This is a genomic window from Rhizobium binae (assembly GCF_017357225.1).
GTDB classification, from domain to species: Bacteria; Pseudomonadota; Alphaproteobacteria; order Rhizobiales; family Rhizobiaceae; genus Rhizobium; species Rhizobium binae.
The window spans coordinates 1,220,081-1,235,528 of the sequence record NZ_CP071604.1; the positions used below are offsets into that span (position 1 = coordinate 1,220,081).

The window sequence follows — 15,448 nt, forward strand, 5'->3', positions numbered from 1 at the left end:
CATGCGCTTTATAGCCGGGGGATGCCGCGCGTTCTACCGCAAAAAGCCCCAACGGACTGCTCTCATGACAATGACAGCTTAAAGTGCGATCTGGGAAGCGACCGAGATCAATTCTTGGGAATTCGGTGACTTGAATGTCTTGAGCCCGGCCTCCAGAACTTCCGTGTAGCTCCAGCGGACGATGCCCTCCCGGTCGATGAGGAACTGACCGACAAGCTGCCCGTGGTCGGCAGTGATCATCTGCTGATCGGCTTCCGTAATCTGATATCCTTCCTTCTCGTTGAGAAAATCGTCCATCGCCACCACGCTCATAGGCTCGGGCAACTCGCCCGGAAGATCGATCCGGATCGCCATGACCGTATCGATCCCGACCTCGCGTAAGCCGAAGGCTTGGTGCGAAGCCCGTACCGGGTCGGAAGCGGCAAGAAGATCGGGTATCGGATGGTAACGGAAATAGAGCCGCGCGCGTTCGACCGGGGTGTTGACCACAGCGAGGGATTGGACGCCTTTCTCGCGCAGCATCGGGTTCAGATATGCCATGGCAGCGACATGGCGCCGGCAGAACGGGCAATGCAGGCCTCGAAACAAACCGATCAACAACGGGCTGCGGCCACGAAAATCATCGAGTGCGATCTTCCCCTCGCGCGAGATCGCATCAAGCACGACGTTCGGGACGCGGTCGCCCGGTTGCAGGGGATGGTCGACAGAGCGCGTGGACATGAACAACCTCCTCGCTCGAGGATCAGTCGAGAAAAGCGCCACGTTAAGTCGAGGCGTCGAAATTAAGCGCTGCAAGGCATGACCTCTCGTCTTACCGCACCGCCAGCATCCCATCCAAAATGGTCTCACATTGGCCCGCGGGCAAGCGCTAAACAGCGAATCGTGGTTTGAAAAAGCCCGTTTCTGCAAAATTCTGATATTTTTGGGCGGCCGTAAGGTGTACCCAGCGCAATTCTCTGTGTCGGTCTTTTGAAGCCAACCACTCGTCCGCCGCAGTCAGCACGAGAGCCGCATGCCGGCTCTCTGCCCAAGACCACGCCGGCGGCGCTGCCGATATCGCCGAAGGTCGCCATCACAGCCATCATGCGAAAGATCATCCTGCTGGCAAACACACTCCTGCGGAAAAACCAAAAATGGACACCAAAAGCCGCTTGATCAAAACGGATACTCTAGCGACGCGAGTCGACGATGGCCAGGAGCGGTCGGCACCAGGCTTAGCAGGCGCTCGACGCGGCTCGCAGGGTTAGCCTCTTGAGGCCTTTGTTCCGGAAGCGGGTAAACGCTGGCATGTCGCCCTTCACCTTCACCCGGATGAGCGCTCCTTCGTAGGCCTCGACGATGCATGCGGCGAGATCGGCTATGTCCTCCCCCGTCGCGATGTCGCCTTCCTGTTGAGCAATGGACAACAGTTCTGCGATGCTCCGTTCCCAGCGATCAAATGAGGTGGCCAGCGCATCAAGTACGAAGGCGCTTCGTCCTGCCGCCGTTTGAGCGAGTACCCCATAGAGGCACCCTGCATAGGGTGCGTCTCGTATCAGCTCCTGTTCGAGCATTTCGAAATAAGCGTCGAGACGGGCCAGCGGGCGGCGCGACGTGTCCGAGAACAGCGCCTTCCTGATCATGCTGTACTTGGCTTCATAGGCCTCGATGATCGCGACGATGAAATCGTCCTTGCTCTGGAAGAAGTAGTAGAACGATCCCTTCGGGACATCGACGGCCTTCAAGATCGGCCCGATCCCGACGCCGTCGTACCCATGGGCGAGCAACTGTCGCATGCCTTCGGAAAGGAGACGCGTGCGCGTCGCAGATTGAATATTCATAACTAGACCGATCGTCTACAAGATTGAATATACATCATACCTGCACGGAGCAATTTGTCATGACCTTATCACGGGAGCGTCGTACGGGGATTTATCTGGTCATCGCGTCGGCGCTCATGTGGAGTACCGCAGGCCTGTTCGTGCGCATGGCCGACATGGATGTCTGGTCGATGGTCGCCTGGCGGTCAGCCTTCTCCTTCGTGACGCTTGGAGCTTTCCTGATCGTCCAGAGAAGGGTTGGCAAGCCGCGGCTTAGTACCTACGGGATGCCGGGCGTCGCAGCCTCCGTTGTCTCGGCATTCGCTGCCATCACCTATATCGCATCCCTTCAGTGGACGACGGTCGCCACTGTGATGACGGTGTACGCCACCTTGCCTTTCATCGCGACAGGTATCGCCTTCTTGTGGCTTCGGGACCGTGTGACCTATCGTTTCGTCGCCGCCGGCGGTGCGGCCTTCGTCGGCGTGGCTATCTCGGTCGGCGCGGCCGTGTCGGCTCGGGATGTGCTGGGTATCCTGTGCGCCTTCGCTATGACGACAGGGTGCGCCACCCAGATCGTTATCGCCAGGCGCTTTCCCGAGATGGACACGACGATGATGACGGCCTTTGCGGCTCTCGCTTGCCTGTGCATCGCGTTGCCACTGATGCATTTCGAGATACTCATCCCGCAGCAGCTTCTTGCCTGTGCGCTCTATGGGGTGTTCACGACGGGCATAGGTTATATCCTTCTGCTCCTCGGGTCGCGTCGCGTCGGTTCTGGAGAGGCCGGGCTGCTCTCCATGCTCGACGTGGTGCTTGGGCCAGTGTGGGTCTGGCTCTTCTATGATGAACAGATTTCGCTGCCGGTCCTTGTTGGAGGCGCGGTCGTTCTGGCAGCCGTCTTATGGTACCTCGCGTCGGATCGAACGACTGCTGTTGCCGCCGGCCAGAGCCTCTCCGGGTTAGATTGAAGCATTCTGCCGGAGCAGGATTTCGTCAGGGCAAAGGCGATTGGCGATGGGCATACCCCCAGGTACGTCCGAGCCGATCGCCTCTGATCCTGGCGGAAACATGCCCGGCCCACCGGCCGCACCGCTTCGCCGTGGCTAAGCGATAAGTGCGTCCGGCGATTCTGCAGTCTTGCAGATTTGCCGAGCAAATCTGCGGGAGGGTTGGCTGAAACGGGCCGGCTGATCGACCGGCCGGCTTGGCCGTAGGGCTGGGCTACGACGCGCGCCGGCCGGTCGACCATCCGACTCCGCTTGAGCCAACAGAATGATTCAATCTAGCCCGGAAAGGCTCTAAGCGCTTGGGCCGGACGTCGGCCGAGATGGCCCGAGTTGGGCGGAATCCGAGAACGAAGGTGACGATCCTGGAGAAGTTGGCGACCATGCCCAGGGCAGGATCATGACGCTGTCGCCCCGCTTGACCGGGCCGCCACCTGGCGGACATTGTCAGCCATGTAGAAAAGATTACTTTAGACGCAGGGGCTTGGCTGTTGGGAGTTCCTGGCAGTGGGGCTGCGATAATATCGACTCGTTAAGCGTGCTGCGAGGAGGGGCTGCGTCTATGTTGCTGGAAGATTTGTATCGCCTGATGAAGACCGGGCACGTACAGGCGCAGGGCATTGTCGACACGATGACCCAGCCTGTTGTCGTCCTGGATCAGAATTTTTGTGTCACGACCGCAAACCACGCGTTCATCAAGGCTTTCGAAGTCGAGCGGGACGATATCCTGTCGCAAAGCTTCTTCCGGCTTGGCAATGGGCAATGGGACATTCCGGAGCTTCGGCAGCTCATAGCCTCCGTGATCCCAAGGGCGGCCGCCGTCATCGGTTATGAAGTGAAGCATGATTTCCCGACAATCGGCCGGCGGACCTTTCTTGTCGATGCCCGCCGCCTCGTTCATCCGGATGGCAACAGCCCCAACATCCTGGTCATCTTCGACGACGTGACGGAGCGCCAGCGCCACGATGCGGAGATGGACTTCCTCGTCGCCGAGATGCGGCATCGGCTGAAAAACCTCTCGGCCGTCGTTCAGTCGGTGGTCAAGAACACCCGGGCCGACGATCCAGCTGTGGCAAGTTTCAAGGAAGCGTTGCTTGGAAGGCTGGATATCACCTTTCGAGCTCAGGAAGTTGCCGCCGTTGGCGGCTCGGCTGAATTGGAGACGTTGCTGAGAGACGCGGTCGGTCCGACGATCTCGGGACGGCTCGAATGCTCTGGGCCTTCCGTAGAAATTCGAGGTTCAAAGATTCTTCCGGTCAGCATGATCCTGCACGAGCTCGGCACGAACGCGTTAAAGCACGGAGCTGCCTCGGTACCCGGCGGAAAGATACGGGTGACCTGGGAGTTGGAAGGTCCGCGGGATCGGACGCTGCTCGCATGCCAGTGGCGCGAGGAAGCAGGGCCGCGTATTCATGAGGCCGCCCGCACGGGCTATGGGACAGAACTGATCGAAGGCCTCGCCGGCCACGTGGGTGGAAGCGTGGAACTCAGCTATCCTCCCAGTGGTTTCACCGCAACGATCAAGATCCCGATGTGAGGTCATGTGAGCGATAGTGTCGACGCCAGGGCAGAAGGCGAGACCACGATCCTCGTCGTCGAGGACGAGTTCTTCATCGCCCATGAGCTCCGACGCAAACTGAGTGCTGCTGGATTGCGGGTGCTTGGCCCGGTGTCATCCAACGAGCACGCCCTCGATCTTTTGCAGCAGGAGCGACCGGACGTCGCTGTTCTTGACGTTCATCTCGCCGGGACAAGAGCGACCCCGGTAGCCGCGGATAAGAGGCCGGTCTGGCCGGCCCCTTGATCCCGATCAGATATCGCTGGCGGCGCTCGACCACAGCTCGGCGGCCTCGGCCGCCGTCATCCGGCGCACCTCGGCCTCATGGCTGCGGCTGGCGAAGAGTTCGCTCGCCATGATCTGCTCGGCGAGATCGGCCGGCAGCGAGAGGATGACGCGGGCATCGCCATTGTGCAGGCCGCCGAGTTCGGTGCGCTTGCCCGTCACCATGCCGCCGGCGACCGTATTGTTGGTCTCCGGATCGATCAGGATGAAGGAGCCGGACTGCCGGTTCTGCTCGTAGGGGTCGAAGATCGCCGCCTCGTCGAAGGCAAGGCGCACCTTGCCGATCGCGTTCATGTAGAGCCGCTGGGCGGCGTTCCACGTGCCGGTCTTCAATTCGAGCTGGCTGAGCGGCTGCACCTGGACGCGCTGGCGGCGCGACCCGCTCTTCAGCCAGTAGCGTTTGCCGGGCTCGATGCCCTCGGGCTGGAGGGCGACGATCTGGGCGTCGAAAGAAAGGCCGACCTGCGGCTGGGCATCGATCGAGACGATCATGTCGCCGCGCGCCACGTCGACCTGGCGGTCGAGCACCAGCGTGATCGCGTCGCCGGCAACCGCGGCGTTGCGCACGAGATCGAAGGTGACGATCTTGGAGACATTGGCGACCATGCCGGACGGCAGGATCATTACGCTGTCGCCCGGCTTGACCGAGCCGCCGGCAACCGTGCCCTGATAGCCGCGGAAGCTTTCGCCCGGACGCGACACACGCTGCACGGAGAGGCGGAAGCCAACCGTCTGCGACGAGCGCACGGTGGCAAGTTCCAGCGTCTCCACCAGCGTCGGGCCGCTGTACCAGGGCATGGCGGCCTGGCCGGAATAGACGACGTTTTCGCCCTTCAGCGCCGACATCGGAATGGCGGTGATCTGCTTGACGCCGAGCGACAGCGCGAATTCGCGGAATTCGTGGCTGATCTTCTCGAAACCGGCGCGGTCGTAGCCCGTCAGGTCGATCTTGTTGACGGCGAGCACGAACTGCCTGATGCCGAGCAGCGAGGCGATCGTCGCATGACGGCGCGTCTGCTCCAGGATGCCGAAGCGCGCGTCGACGAGCAGGATGGCGAGATCGGCGGTCGAAGCGCCGGTCGCCATGTTGCGGGTATACTGCTCGTGGCCGGGCGTGTCGGCGACGATGAAGGAGCGCTTGTCGGTCGAGAAATAGCGATAGGCGACGTCGATGGTGATGCCCTGTTCGCGCTCGGCCTGCAGGCCGTCGAGCAGCAGCGCGAAATCGGGCAGGCCGAGATCGTTCTGCTTGCCGGTGGAATCGCGCTGCAGCGTGGCGGCCTGGTCTTCCTTGACCGCCTTGGTGTCCCAGAGCAGGCGGCCGATGAGCGTCGACTTGCCGTCATCGACGCTGCCGCAGGTGATGAGGCGCAGCGGGCGCGAGTCGCGCTGAGCCTTCTGCGGCTCGGCCGCGGGCAGGCTGACGGCGATTGCGGCCGAGACGGCGGTGTTGGCTGCGGTCATCTCAGAAATATCCTTCACGCTTCTTCTTTTCCATGGAGCCGGACTGGTCGCGGTCGATGGCGCGGCCCTGGCGTTCGGACACAGTTGCGATTTCGAGTTCGGCGATCACCTCTTCCAGCGTGGTCGCCTGCGAGCGGATGGCGCCGGTCAGCGGGAAGTCGCCGAGCGTGCGGAAACGGATCATGCCTTCCTGGCGCACTTCGCCGGGCAAAAGTTCGAGCCGCGGATCCTCGGCAAGGATCATCATGCCGTCACGCTCGACGAATTTGCGCTTCTTGGCGTAGTAGAGCGGAACGAGCGGAATGTCCTCGGCCTGGATGTAGCGCCAGATATCCACCTCGGTCCAGTTCGACAACGGGAAGGCGCGCACGCTTTCGCCCTTGCGGATCATGCCGTTATAGATGTTCCACAGTTCCGGCCGCTGGTTGCGCGGATCCCAGCGATGGTCGGGCGTGCGGAAGGAATAGATGCGCTCCTTGGCGCGGCTGGCTTCCTCGTCGCGGCGCGCGCCGCCGAAAGCGGCGTCGAACTGGCCGGCATCGAGCGCCTGGCGCAGGCTCTCGGTCTTCATGATGTCGGTGAAGGCGGCCGAACCATGGGTGAAGGGCGTGATGTTTTCGGCCGCACCGCGCGGATTGATGTGCTCGATCAGGTCGAGATCGTACTTCTTCGCGGTCTCGTCGCGGAAGGCGATCATCTCCCGGAATTTCCAGCCGGTGTTGACGTGCAGGAGCGGGAAGGGCACGCGGCCGGGATAGAAGGCCTTGCGCGCCAGATGCAGCAGCACCGAGGAATCCTTGCCGATCGAATAGAGCATGACGGGACGCTCGAATTCGGCCGCAACCTCGCGGAAGATATGGATGGATTCGTTCTCCAGCGCCTTCAGATGCGGGTCGAGCGGCGCCTTAGCGCTCTGCGGGTTGCTGAGTTCCGTATCCGGACGGCTATCGGGCATGTGTTACTCCAGGCTGTCGGTCGTTTGCGGCTACCGGCAAACAATTCCAAGATGTTGGCTTCCCCAAAGGCTGCGGCGGTCGCCGCGCCCTGATTGGGAAAGCCGTGAGGGTTGATTATTGCGCGGCGATCACCGAGGCCTCTTCGGCGACATGCAGGCCGCATTCGCGCTTCTCGTCCTGCTCCCACCACCAGCGGCCGGCGCGCTCCGGCTCGCCGGGCTTGATCGCCCGTGTGCACGGCTCACAGCCGATCGAGGGATAGCCGCGGGCATGCAGCGGATTGACCGGCACGCCGTTGTCGGAAACGAAGGCCTTGATCGCCTCGATGTCCCAATCGGCCAGCGGATTGACCTTCATGAGGTGCCGTTCTGCGTCATATTCGGCAAAGGGCGTCTCGGCGCGGTTGGCCGATTGCCCGCGGCGCAGGCCGGTGATCCAGATGGTTGCGCCTTCGAGTGCGCGCGCAAGCGGCTTCAGCTTGCGCACGCCGCAACAGGCATGCCTTGCCTCGACGCTTTCGTAGAAGCCGTTGAGGCCGTATTTTGCCGCATAGGCGTCGATATCGGCCTTTTCGGGGGTGAAGCGCTGGATGTGGATGTCGTATTGGGCTTCGGTCTCGTCTATCAGCGACAGTGTCTCGGCAAACAGCCGGCCGGTCTCAAGCGTCGCGATGTCGATCGGCAGGCGGTGCGTGCCGATCTCGGCGGTGATCACCTGGTCCTCGATGCCGAGCGAGGTGGTGAAGACCACGCGCCCGCCAAGGCCCGCCACCAGCGACAGACGCCCGGCAAGGCCGAGACCCGCAAGCGTGTCGTTCAGCGCCTTAGCGTCCGCAATCGGTCGTTCTTCCGCAATCGTATTGTCAACAGTCATGGGAATCCTGTCCTTTGTTGAGCAGGAGTATCGCAGTTCCCACGTGCATCGCACAGAAAAAGGGATTTCGAAAGCTGCGGCCCCAGGAGCAAATATCTCTCCGAAGCTGCCGCAACGCAAAAAAACAGCCGCCCGAGGTCAAAGACCCGCCGCCAGCAGCTTGAATGTCTACAAAAATAGTAGAGTTACACGCAGCCTGTCAATTCGAAATCTGAAGTGATGGCGAAAAAGGTGCGGAAGGCGGGGATTTGGCGTAGATTGCAAGGGCTTGGCCGAGCGTGAAAAACGCGGCCAGAAATGCTTGTCCCTCAAGGCTTTCTCTAGCGCGTTCAAATTCCGTTCATGCTGGTTGTGCCATAGAGGCGAATGTACTCGTGAAGCGGCGCGGCAATGCGCGCCGCCTGTGTGTGTGTCGACGGTCTGAGATGATTACGCAAAAGGCGAAATATGCGCTGCGGGCGCTGACGGTTCTGGCGGATGCCCATGCCGACGAACCGGTGATGATTTCGGATATCGCCGCCCAGCAGAAGATCCCGAAAAAGTTCCTCGAACAGATCCTGCTCGACCTGAAACATCACGGCATCGTCGTCAGCCGCCGCGGCAAGCAGGGCGGTTATCTCCTGCTGAAGCCCGCCCACACGATCACCTTCGGCGAAATCCTGCGCATCATCGACGGACCGATCGCGCCGCTGCCGTGCCTGTCGATCACCGCCTACCGCAAATGCGACGATTGCGACGGCGAACAGACGTGCGAAATCCGCCACGTCTTCGCCAAGGTCGCCGACGCCACCCGCAAGGTGCTGTTCTCGACGACCATTGCCGATGCCGTCGGCCCAGGGCATGGCGCCGAAGTCACCCGCCTGCTTGCCTGACCTGCTATCCGCCGGCTTTCCCCGGTGCTGCCGCGCGTCTGTTGCGCGCAAGCGAGGCAGGTATCTCCACCTATGGGCGGAGACCTCCAATCGTATAGCCGCCATCGACGGTGATTTCTTGCCCAGTGACGAAGTCGGCATCATGGGAAAGCAACCAAGCGACGGTACCTGCGATATCCTCTGACGTTCCATTTCGCCGAAGCGGTGTGTGGGCGGCTAGCCTTGCGGCAAACGCCGGATCGATAACATCATCCGCCATCGGTGTGAGAATAATCCCGGGATTGATGGCATTGATCCGGATGTTGCGAGCGCCTTGCTCCACTGCCAGGGTTCGCATCATCGCGAGCAACGCCCCCTTTGTGCTGGCATAGGCCCCCGCGCCCGGCATTACCCCGGCAGCTGTCCACGAAGCGTTGATGAGAATGCTGCCGCCTTGCAGGACGGGCAGGCAGTGTTTGATCGTGAAGAAGGTGCCCTTGAGATTGGTGTCGATCAGCGCGTCGAGATCGTCTGCATCAGTCACCGCCAATGGTTTGAATTCGCCGAGAACTCCGGCATTGGCGAAGACCGCATCCAGCCGTCCGAAGCGTGCGATCGTCTTATCGACAATCGCCGCGACTGCTTCATTGTCGGCGATATCCCCGGCAATTGCGATGGCCGCACCGCCCGATGCCTCGATCTCCGACAGCAGTCGATTGATCGGCTCGGGGCGGCGTCCGACGAGGACGAGTTGGGCTCCTTCCGCTGCCAGGCGAAGGGCGGCAGCCCGCCCCATCCCCGTTCCAGCACCTGTAATGAGAACCGTTTTGCCGATGAACCGGGTTTGCATCATGTCTTGCTCCTTGGATGATTGCATCGAGGCGGTTGTAATTCGAGCATTGCCTCATGATAATTGGAGAAAATACGCAATCATTTAAAAGCAGGATTATCGAATGGGTCTCTTTCGCTCGATGCAGGTGTTTGTAACAACGGTGCAGGAAGGCTCGATGAGCGCAGCATCGGGCAAGCTCGGCATATCGCCGGCAATGGTCGGGCAACACGTGGCCGCATTGGAGGAACGGCTCGGTACCCGCCTCCTCAACAGAACCACGCGCCGGCAGAGCCTGACAGATTTCGGCAAGAGCTACCTCGAGCAGTGCCGGGACATTCTGGAGCGCGTGGCCATTGCGGATCAGGACGCCGAGGCATCACAGACGAAGCCGCGTGGTCTCTTGAAGGTCACGGCGCCGACGACTTTCGGGGCGGAGGTGTTGATGCCGGCTTTACCGCGCTATCGAAAGATCGCCCCTGAAGTGATGCTGGATATCACCTTGACCGACCGCAACGTCGATATCGTCGACGAAGGTTTTGACATCGCGATCCGCATCGGAGACCTGCCCGACAGCCGCCTCATCGCGCGTCGGCTGGCTCCCTATCGAATGATGATTTGCGCGTCACCGGATTACCTCGCTCGACATGGAAATCCTGCCCATCCAAGCGCGCTTTCCGGCCACGAGACCATCGGCTTTACCCCGGCAGTACGCTCGCCGTGGAGGCTTTCGAAAGGCAAGGAGGAGGTCGAGGTCGTGCCCAGACTGCCGATCAGCGTCAACAGCGGCCAAGCCGTGCGCATGGCCGCTCGTGCCGGTTTGGGTATCGTCATGCAGCCAGCCATCCTGCTGGCTTCGGATATCCGGGCCGGCCTTCTTGTCCAGCTCTTCCCCGATTGGCATCTGCGTGAGCGGCCTATGTCGCTCGTTTATCACCGGGATCGGCGCATGACCCCACGCGTGCGAAGCATCATCTCCTTCGTCATTTCGGAGTTCGCAGCAGAGCCAGAGAGCCCGACAAACCGTCCTGCCGAGTGACCGCAATCGATGCAGTCACGCCTCTGGTGGCACGATCAGCTTTCCTGCAGTTCGCTGGCGCACCTGGCTCTGATCGAGGCGGCGATGAAGATGCGCGAGAGACCGTGATAGAGCGGCTCGCGCCACACGAGCCGCGAGGTGATGTAGCCGATCATCGAACCGCCATGCGTGAAGCAATTTTATAGCAACTTGCTATAGTGGTGCGATTGCGCTACATTTGACATAGCAAAATGAGATGGACGCTATTTCGGTCTATGCACGTCATCACACAGAAAAAGATCTGGGAGGCGAAAGACCGATGGCCTCAAGCGGCCAATGCTCTGGATACTTGGTATCGACTGATGAAATCGGCGGAGCCGACAGACTTCGCCGACATGAAATCATTGTTTCCGGCAACAGATAAAGTCGGACAGCATCACGTATTCGACATTGGTAGCAATAAGATCCGCCTGATCGCGGTGGTGCATTACAAATTCAAGAAAGTCTATATTCAGCGGATTATGGATCACGCGGAATATGACAAAGGAGTATGGAAGGGTTAGGCCGATGAGCGCACTTGTAAAACTCGTAAGCGAGCACTGGACACATGTGGCTCCTCTTCTTGCTATGCCGGCCAATGAGGCCGAGTATGATCGTCTGGTGGGGCAGCTTGATGAGATTCTCGCCGAAGTGGGTGACGATGACGATCATCCTTTGGCCTTGCTTGCGTCTCGCATGGCGGACCTTGTTGAGGCCTATGACGAGCAGAACCGGCCGATGCCGCCCGTGACCGGAGCCGATGCCCTTCGTTATATAATGGAGGAGCGGGGTCTCAGCCAGTCCGAGGTGCCGGAAGTCGGCGCTCAGTCTGTTGTCTCCGAGATTCTCAGCGGGAAACGGCAAATCAATCTTAGGCAGGCGCGCGCGCTGAGCGAGCGATTTCTTCTGCCTGCATCAGCATTTCTCTCGCTCTGACAGACCCTGATGGGCTCAGCCGAGTTCCTGGGCAAGTCCGATGAGCAGCCCTTCAGGACCACGGATGTAGCAGAGCCGATAGGCATCCTTATACCGCACGACTTCGCCGACGAGCTCTGCGCCGCGGCGGCGGAGCCTTTCGAGCGTCTCGTCGATGTCGTCGACGGTGAACATGGCGCGGAGATAGCCGAGGGCATTGACCGGGGCGTTGCGGTGATCTGCGACGACATCCGGCTTGATAAAGCGGGAGAGCTCGAGCCGGCTGTGTCCATCCGGCGTGCGCAGCATGGCGATCTCGACATGCTGATCGCCCAGCCCTGTGACACGTCCGGCCCATTCGCCTTCGATCGTCGCCTGCCCTTCGAGTTCGAGGCCGAGTTCGCGATAGAAATCAATCGCCGCTGCGAGGTCTTCGACGACGATCCCGACATTGTCCATCCGCTTGAGCGCCATGCTGCCAATCTCCAAGCTGTCGCCCGAGCCTACAAGGTGCCGCCTGATCTGACAACGGACGCTTGATCAGGTCCGCCATCACCGATCGCTGACCGCCGCCCTCGGATTGACCCAGGGCTCCTGGTTCGAGCGCGCCAGCGGGTGCTTGCCGAGGATGTGGTCGGCGGCCTTCTCGCCGGTCATGATCGAGGGGCCGTTCAGGTTGCCGTAGGTGACATGCGGGAAGATCGAGCTGTCGGCGACGCGTAATCCATCGACGCCGATCACCCGGGTCTGCGGATCGACCACCGCCATCGGATCGTCCTTGGCGCCCATCTTGCAGGTGCCGCAGGGGTGATAGGCGCTTTCCAGATGTTCGCGCAGGAAGGCGTCGATCTCTTCGTCGCTCTGCACGCCTTCACCCGGCTGGATCTCCGGACCGCGATAGGCGTCGAAGGCCGTCTGCCCGAAGATCTCGCGGGTCAGCCGCACGCAGTGGCGGAATTTCTGCCAATCCTCTGGATGGCTCATATAGTTGAAGCGCAGCACCGGCTCGGCCTTGGGGTCGGGCGAGCGCAGCGTCACGCTGCCGCGCGATTTCGACAGGTTGTAGCCGACATGCACCTGGAAACCATGGCTTTTGGCGGCTGCCTTGCCGTCATAGCTGATCGCCACCGGCAGGAAATGATACTGAATGTCGGGCTGCTTCAGGCCGGGGGCGGACCGCAGGAAGGCGCAGGCCTCGAACTGGTTGGAAGCGCCGAGCCCGCCCTTCGACAGCAGCCATTGCGCGCCCGCAACGCCCTGCCAGAACCAGGGCAGCCAGGAGTAGAGCGACACCGGCTTGGTGCTTACCTGCTGGAAGTAGAACTCCATATGGTCCTGCAAATTGGCGCCGACTCCCGGCCGGTCGGCCTTCACCGCAATGCCCATGTCGTTGAGATGCTGGCCCGGGCCGATGCCCGACAGCATCAGAAGCTTCGGCGAATTGAAAGAGGAGGCCGAGACGATCACCTCGCGCGTCGCCTTGATCACCTCCACCTTGCCGCCGCGCTCGATCTCGACGCCGGTCGCCCGGCCTTCCTCGATCACGATCTTTCGCGCCAGGCCATAGACGATGCCGACATTGTCCCGCTTCAGCGCCGGCTTCAGATAGGCGTTGGCGGCAGACCAGCGGCGGCCGGCAAAGATGGTCTGCTCCATCAGACCGAAGCCTTCCTGCTTGCTGCCGTTATAGTCCTCCGTCGTCTCGAAACCCGCCTGCTTGCCGGCCTCGATGAAGGCCCGGAACAGTGGATTGGTGAAGCCGCCGCGCTGGACATGCAGCGGGCCGTCGGTGCCGCGCCAGCCTTCCTCGCCGCCATGCGAATGTTCCATCCGCTTGAAATAGGGCAGAACGTCGGCATAGGCCCAGCCGCTGGCGCCAAGCTCCTCCCAGCGGTTGAAGTCTTCCGCATGGCCGCGCACATAGACCATGCCGTTGATCGAGGAGGAGCCGCCGATCACCTTGCCGCGCGGCGCGGTGATGCGCCGGTTGTTGAGGTGGGGCTCCGGCTCGGACAGATAACCCCAATTGTAGCGCTTCATGCTCATCGGCCAGGCAAGGGCCGCCGGCATCTGGATGAACGGCCCGAAATCGCTGCCGCCTGCCTCGATGACGAGAACGGAATTCTTGCCGTCTTCCGACAGGCGATAGGCGAGGGCGGACCCCGCCGAGCCCGAGCCGATGATGACGAAATCTGCTTGTTGCATCTTCTTGCTTTCCTTGAAAGTGCCTGCCCCTCATCCGGCTGCCGCCAGCTTCTCCCCGCTTGCGGGGAGAAGGGACATGCCGCGACCTCTCCGATCCCTTGCTCCTCTGGTTTGGCACGTCCCCTCTCCCCGTTCTTACGGGGAGAGGGTTAGGGTGAGGGGCAGGGGCGGAGGCAAATGCTCTTCAATAAGGCGCCGCCACCGGCCCCATGCCGACGTAAACCGTCTTCAACTCGGAATAATGCTCCAGCGCGGCGAGTGAATTCTCGCGGCCGAAGCCGGATTGTTTCGAGCCGCCGAAGGGGATCTCGACCGGGCAGAGATTGTATGTGTTGATCCAGAGCGTGCCGGCCTCCAGCCGGTCGACGACGCGGTGGGCGCGGGTGAGGTCGGCGGTGAAGACGCCCCCCGACAGCCCGAATTCGCTGGCGTTGGCGCGGCCGATCACCTCGTCCTCATCGTCGAAATCGAGCACCGACATGACGGGCCCGAAGATCTCCTCGCGGGCGATGGTCATGTCGTCGGTGACGTCGGCAAACACCGTCGGCTGCACGTAATAGCCTTCGCCGGAGACGTTGTTCGGAATGCCGCCGCCGGCAACGAGCGTCGCGCCCTCGGCCTTGCCCTTCTCGATGTAGGCGATCACCTTCTCGCGCTGCGCCCAGGAGACCATCGGGCCGATCTGCGTCGCCTCGTCCATCGGGTCGCCGATCAGCATCGCCTCGGTGCGCGCCTTCAGCCGCTTCAGGAACTCCGTCTTGATCCCCTTCTGCACGAAGACGCGGGTGCCGTTCGAGCAGACCTGGCCGGTCGAATAGAAATTGCCGAGCATGGCCCCGCCGACCGCCGAATCGAGATCGGCGTCATCGAAGACGATGAGCGGCGACTTGCCGCCGAGCTCCATCGTCACATGCTTGAGGTTGCCGGCCGCAGCCGCCGCCACCCGGCGCCCTGTTGGCACCGATCCGGTCAGCGACACCTTGGCGACACCGGGATGGTTGACGAGCAGCGGCCCAGTATCGCGGTCGCCCTGGATGACGTTGAAGAGCCCCTTCGGCAACCCCGCCTCGTGCAGGATCTCGGCGATCTTCAGGGCGCCGAGCGGTGTGTTTTCCGACGGCTTGAACACCATGGAATTGCCTGAGATCAGCGCCGGCGCACCTTTCCAGCAGGCGATCTGCTGCGGATAGTTCCAGGCGCCGATGCCGACACAGACGCCGAGGGGGACACGCTTGGTATAGGCAAAATCCTGGCCGAGCGGGATATGCGAACCGTTGAGGCCGGCCGGCGCGACGCCGCCGAAGAACTCGAAGGCGTCTGCGCCCGACGTCGGGTCGGCGACGATCGTCTCCTGGATCGGCTTGCCGGTATCGAGCGTTTCCAGTTCGGAAAGCTCGCGGTTGCGCTCGCGCATGATCTCGGCGGCGCGCTTCAAGATGCGGCCGCGTGCCATCGGGCTCATCGCCGCCCATTCCGGCTGGGCGCGTTTGGCCGCCGCGATCGCCTGTTCGACGATCGCAGGCGTTGCCGCATGCAGCCGGGCGATCACCTCGCCGGTGGCAGGATAAAGGCTCTCGATGACAGTGCCGTCGCTATCCTCGACATATTCGCCATCGATGAAGTGAGAGGCTTTCGGCTGGGCTTTCATG

Annotated in this window: 16 protein-coding genes; 7 read left to right on the plus strand and 9 right to left on the minus strand. The window is 61.6% G+C overall.

Annotated elements, in window-relative coordinates; translation table 11 throughout:
- Positions 1 to 78: 78 nt before the first annotated feature.
- The gene (locus J2J99_RS05905; RefSeq protein WP_168294387.1) at positions 79 to 720 is read right to left on the minus strand and encodes a peroxiredoxin-like family protein; all 642 of its coding nucleotides are present in this window, start codon (positions 718 to 720) and stop codon (positions 79 to 81) included.
- 494 nt (positions 721 to 1,214) lie between these two features.
- Positions 1,215 to 1,775 carry a TetR/AcrR family transcriptional regulator gene (locus J2J99_RS05910; protein WP_246735312.1) on the minus strand — a complete coding sequence of 187 codons (561 nt, stop codon included), beginning with the start codon at positions 1,773 to 1,775 and terminating at the stop codon, positions 1,215 to 1,217.
- Positions 1,776 to 1,879: 104 nt separating this feature from the next.
- Here J2J99_RS05910 and J2J99_RS05915 point away from each other — a divergent pair, with 104 nt between their 5' ends.
- The 3 genes from J2J99_RS05915 to J2J99_RS05925 all read left to right on the plus strand — a co-directional run bounded on the left by J2J99_RS05915 (position 1,880) and on the right by J2J99_RS05925 (position 4,610).
- Positions 1,880 to 2,770, plus strand: coding sequence for a DMT family transporter (locus J2J99_RS05915; protein WP_205918545.1), 891 nt, complete (start codon positions 1,880 to 1,882; stop codon positions 2,768 to 2,770).
- 436 nt (positions 2,771 to 3,206) lie between these two features.
- Positions 3,207 to 4,343, plus strand: a complete 1,137-nt coding sequence (locus J2J99_RS05920; RefSeq protein WP_343229138.1) for an HWE histidine kinase domain-containing protein — start codon at positions 3,207 to 3,209, stop codon at positions 4,341 to 4,343.
- 6 nt (positions 4,344 to 4,349) lie between these two features.
- On the plus strand, positions 4,350 to 4,610 hold the full coding sequence (locus J2J99_RS05925) for a response regulator (protein ID WP_168294385.1): 261 nt from the start codon (positions 4,350 to 4,352) through the stop codon (positions 4,608 to 4,610).
- Between the two features lie 6 nt (positions 4,611 to 4,616).
- On the opposite strand, the gene cysN is transcribed toward J2J99_RS05925, so the two are convergent.
- The 3 genes from cysN to J2J99_RS05940 form a co-directional block, all read right to left on the minus strand.
- The gene (gene cysN / locus J2J99_RS05930) at positions 4,617 to 6,113 is read right to left on the minus strand and encodes a sulfate adenylyltransferase subunit CysN (protein ID WP_168294384.1); all 1,497 of its coding nucleotides are present in this window, start codon (positions 6,111 to 6,113) and stop codon (positions 4,617 to 4,619) included.
- Between the two features lies 1 nt (position 6,114).
- Positions 6,115 to 7,068: a sulfate adenylyltransferase subunit CysD gene (cysD, locus tag J2J99_RS05935; RefSeq protein ID WP_088396810.1), complete on the minus strand. Its 954-nt coding sequence runs from the start codon at positions 7,066 to 7,068 to the stop codon at positions 6,115 to 6,117.
- A gap of 115 nt (positions 7,069 to 7,183) precedes the next feature.
- Positions 7,184 to 7,942 (minus strand): phosphoadenylyl-sulfate reductase, encoded by a 759-nt coding sequence (locus tag J2J99_RS05940; RefSeq protein WP_168294383.1) that lies wholly within the window; start codon positions 7,940 to 7,942, stop codon positions 7,184 to 7,186.
- A gap of 425 nt (positions 7,943 to 8,367) precedes the next feature.
- Here J2J99_RS05940 and J2J99_RS05945 point away from each other — a divergent pair, with 425 nt between their 5' ends.
- Positions 8,368 to 8,814, plus strand: coding sequence for an RrF2 family transcriptional regulator (locus J2J99_RS05945; RefSeq protein ID WP_168294382.1), 447 nt, complete (start codon positions 8,368 to 8,370; stop codon positions 8,812 to 8,814).
- Positions 8,815 to 8,884: 70 nt separating this feature from the next.
- Here the strand turns inward: J2J99_RS05945 and J2J99_RS05950 are convergent, their stop codons facing one another.
- Positions 8,885 to 9,646, minus strand: a complete 762-nt coding sequence (locus tag J2J99_RS05950) for an SDR family NAD(P)-dependent oxidoreductase (RefSeq protein WP_168294435.1) — start codon at positions 9,644 to 9,646, stop codon at positions 8,885 to 8,887.
- Positions 9,647 to 9,800: 154 nt separating this feature from the next.
- On the opposite strand from J2J99_RS05950, the gene J2J99_RS05955 reads away from it, so the two are divergent.
- From J2J99_RS05955 to J2J99_RS05965, 3 genes are all read left to right on the plus strand, one after another.
- On the plus strand, positions 9,801 to 10,661 hold the full coding sequence (locus J2J99_RS05955) for a LysR family transcriptional regulator (RefSeq protein WP_246638626.1): 861 nt from the start codon (positions 9,801 to 9,803) through the stop codon (positions 10,659 to 10,661).
- A gap of 254 nt (positions 10,662 to 10,915) precedes the next feature.
- A complete protein-coding gene (locus J2J99_RS05960; RefSeq protein ID WP_168294380.1) occupies positions 10,916 to 11,203 on the plus strand; it encodes a type II toxin-antitoxin system HigB family toxin in 288 nt (95 codons plus the stop codon).
- A 4-nt stretch (positions 11,204 to 11,207) separates the two neighbouring features.
- Positions 11,208 to 11,615, plus strand: a complete 408-nt coding sequence (locus J2J99_RS05965) for a helix-turn-helix domain-containing protein (RefSeq protein WP_168294379.1) — start codon at positions 11,208 to 11,210, stop codon at positions 11,613 to 11,615.
- A 15-nt stretch (positions 11,616 to 11,630) separates the two neighbouring features.
- On the opposite strand, the gene J2J99_RS05970 is transcribed toward J2J99_RS05965, so the two are convergent.
- From J2J99_RS05970 to betB, 3 genes are all read right to left on the minus strand, one after another.
- Complete coding sequence (locus tag J2J99_RS05970; RefSeq protein WP_168294378.1) at positions 11,631 to 12,068, minus strand: VOC family protein; 438 nt, start codon at positions 12,066 to 12,068, stop codon at positions 11,631 to 11,633.
- A 78-nt stretch (positions 12,069 to 12,146) separates the two neighbouring features.
- Entirely contained in the window at positions 12,147 to 13,799 is a 1,653-nt protein-coding gene (gene betA / locus J2J99_RS05975; protein WP_168294377.1) for a choline dehydrogenase, read from the minus strand.
- 184 nt (positions 13,800 to 13,983) lie between these two features.
- Positions 13,984 to 15,447, minus strand: a complete 1,464-nt coding sequence (betB, locus tag J2J99_RS05980; RefSeq protein ID WP_168294376.1) for a betaine-aldehyde dehydrogenase — start codon at positions 15,445 to 15,447, stop codon at positions 13,984 to 13,986.
- Position 15,448: the final 1 nt, after the last annotated feature.

Bases quoted from the DNA above. Each gene is read 5' to 3' on its own strand.
- J2J99_RS05905 (WP_168294387.1), bottom strand. From the start codon at position 720: ATGTCCACGCGCTCTGTCGACCATCCCCTGCAACCGGGCGACCGCGTC.
- J2J99_RS05910 (WP_246735312.1), bottom strand. From the start codon at position 1,775: ATGCGACAGTTGCTCGCCCATGGGTACGACGGCGTCGGGATCGGGCCG.
- J2J99_RS05915 (WP_205918545.1), top strand. From the start codon at position 1,880: ATGACCTTATCACGGGAGCGTCGTACGGGGATTTATCTGGTCATCGCG.
- J2J99_RS05920 (WP_343229138.1), top strand. From the start codon at position 3,207: ATGACGCTGTCGCCCCGCTTGACCGGGCCGCCACCTGGCGGACATTGT.
- cysN (WP_168294384.1), bottom strand. From the start codon at position 6,113: ATGACCGCAGCCAACACCGCCGTCTCGGCCGCAATCGCCGTCAGCCTG.
- cysD (WP_088396810.1), bottom strand. From the start codon at position 7,068: ATGCCCGATAGCCGTCCGGATACGGAACTCAGCAACCCGCAGAGCGCT.
- J2J99_RS05940 (WP_168294383.1), bottom strand. From the start codon at position 7,942: ATGACTGTTGACAATACGATTGCGGAAGAACGACCGATTGCGGACGCT.
- J2J99_RS05945 (WP_168294382.1), top strand. From the start codon at position 8,368: ATGATTACGCAAAAGGCGAAATATGCGCTGCGGGCGCTGACGGTTCTG.
- J2J99_RS05950 (WP_168294435.1), bottom strand. From the start codon at position 9,646: ATGATGCAAACCCGGTTCATCGGCAAAACGGTTCTCATTACAGGTGCT.
- J2J99_RS05955 (WP_246638626.1), top strand. From the start codon at position 9,801: ATGAGCGCAGCATCGGGCAAGCTCGGCATATCGCCGGCAATGGTCGGG.
- J2J99_RS05960 (WP_168294380.1), top strand. From the start codon at position 10,916: ATGCACGTCATCACACAGAAAAAGATCTGGGAGGCGAAAGACCGATGG.
- J2J99_RS05965 (WP_168294379.1), top strand. From the start codon at position 11,208: ATGAGCGCACTTGTAAAACTCGTAAGCGAGCACTGGACACATGTGGCT.
- J2J99_RS05970 (WP_168294378.1), bottom strand. From the start codon at position 12,068: ATGGCGCTCAAGCGGATGGACAATGTCGGGATCGTCGTCGAAGACCTC.
- betA (WP_168294377.1), bottom strand. From the start codon at position 13,799: ATGCAACAAGCAGATTTCGTCATCATCGGCTCGGGCTCGGCGGGGTCC.
- betB (WP_168294376.1), bottom strand. From the start codon at position 15,447: ATGAAAGCCCAGCCGAAAGCCTCTCACTTCATCGATGGCGAATATGTC.